This is a genomic window from Acinetobacter stercoris (assembly GCF_900323515.1).
Lineage (GTDB): Bacteria > Pseudomonadota > Gammaproteobacteria > Pseudomonadales > Moraxellaceae > Acinetobacter > Acinetobacter stercoris.
Map to the genome: position 1 here is coordinate 1 of NZ_OOGT01000357.1, position 1,875 is coordinate 1,875.

Annotated in this window: 2 protein-coding genes; both read left to right on the top strand. The window is 29.7% G+C overall.

Going from position 1 to position 1,875, the window contains the following annotated elements; genetic code table 11:
* Positions 1-165 precede the first annotated feature (165 nt).
* Positions 166-981, top strand: coding sequence for an AraC family transcriptional regulator (locus tag KPC_RS19470; RefSeq protein WP_121975955.1), 816 nt, complete (start codon positions 166-168; stop codon positions 979-981).
* Positions 982-1,190: 209 nt separating this feature from the next.
* Positions 1,191-1,448, top strand: a complete 258-nt coding sequence (locus KPC_RS19475) for a hypothetical protein (RefSeq protein ID WP_121975956.1) — start codon at positions 1,191-1,193, stop codon at positions 1,446-1,448.
* The last annotated feature ends 427 nt before the right edge of the window (positions 1,449-1,875 follow it).

Sequence of the window (1,875 nt, forward strand, 5' to 3'; positions counted from 1 at the left end):
GTTTTTATATTGAGAATAATGTTATTAATTATACTGAATTTCTATTTTTGTAATGAATGCTTGATTTTTATAAAATAATTGTGTAGAAAATTAATATATTAATTAACTGTATTCTGAAAATATATAATTAATTATCCCAAACTTAATGGAATAAGGGGGAACTCAATGGAAATGAATACATATCAAAAGCAGTATAAAACTCTGCATCACTTTCATGGTCTACAACCTTTTTTTAAAAAAAGGCACTGTCAGCGCTTGATTGGTCAGCAATATACAGAATTTGTTTCCGAATTTTATCAAATGCAGATTTCAGAAGATCATCCACCAGTATTTGCAGTTCCTGACGGTTGTATTGATATTTTATTCGAGTGTGATCAGCATAATCCTCAAGCACGTATTTGTGGATCAACATTACATTCACAATATGTTGAATTAAAGGAGAACATTCCTTATTTTGGTATTCGTTTTTTACCTGGTGTTATTCCAAAATTTATCGGTATTTCTGCTAGCGACTTGATCAACCAATCAATCAATTTTTATGATTTAGTAGAGAATAATGAAAATCTGGTCGAACGTATTGTCTATGCTGACTCAATAGATGAAAAAATCAATATTTTTTTCCTTAGTGTTTCTAGTCAGTTAAAGCGTGATTTTTCATATATTACCGAGAGTATTATTCATTATATTATTCAACAAAATGGGGAGGGGAAGATCAAAGACCTTGAAAAGATCACTGGTTATAGTAGTCGGCATATACAGCGTATTTTCAAGCAAGATATAGGCATGAGTATCAAAACTTTTGCATGTATCATGCGTTTTCAAGCAGCGATTCATGCTTTAGATCACCCCACAACTCCAAAATTAGCTCATCTAACTTACGAGCTTGGCTATAATGATCAGGCACATTTTCATAAAGAGTTTAAAAAATTCAGTGATATGGCTCCGACTGATTTTATAAAATTCATCACTAAATTAAATTAGGATTGAATTATCCAAATATAACAATCGTAGTGGCGGGAAATCGTGTTTTTAATGGGCCTAATGATGTCATAGATGTTTGATTTCCTGATTTGAGTTTCACATGTGCTTTAAAATAATAGAGATTTTTTGATAAATGGCTTATGTAATCTTTTCTAAATATAACTCGGTTATTCTGAAATAATCTAATCTAAAAAGTTGGGTAATACACAATGTTCAATATTAAATCTATTTCTCTTATTGTTTTGACTAGCATATCTCTTACTTTGAGTGCATGTTCTAAAAAAGAAACATCCCAGCCAGAAAATACGTCTTCAGAATCCCAAACAGAACAATCTTCAGCAACAACAAATGTATCGCAAAATGAAACTCAGGCAGCTGCAATTGATTCTACGACACAAGAGAATGCAACTGGGGATGAAGCTGCAATTGCTGCACTAGATAAACCAACTGAAAGTGCAGAACATTAATTAATGATTTAGTTTAACAATAACAATAACAATAACAATAACTTAAATCACATTCTGATTTGATCAATTATTTACAAAAACCATCCTTGAAGATGAAGATACAGGATGGTTTTTTTGTTGGATGGAAAATATATTCATAAATTTATTTATTCACATGTTTTAAATATTTAATTTGGGTTATTTATAACAGTCTTAATTTTTTGTTTTTAGCTTGTTATGTCTAGCAATGATAAAATTTGTAATCGTATACAGTTCTGTAGCTATAACATCAGATGAGAATAATAAAAGGTAAAGCTTGAAATACTTAATATAGAGAATGAGTCAATTTAGTTCAATTTAAACTAATTAGATTAGGTTTAACATCATTGTTAAGAAAGCATAATTTTAATTTTGGCCATTGAAAAGATCTGGATCTTAATATTAAATC

Coding starts and splice junctions, on each gene's coding strand:
- KPC_RS19475 (WP_121975956.1), top strand. CDS start 1,191: ATGTTCAATATTAAATCTATTTCTCTTATTGTTTTGACTAGCATATCT.
- KPC_RS19470 (WP_121975955.1), top strand. CDS start 166: ATGGAAATGAATACATATCAAAAGCAGTATAAAACTCTGCATCACTTT.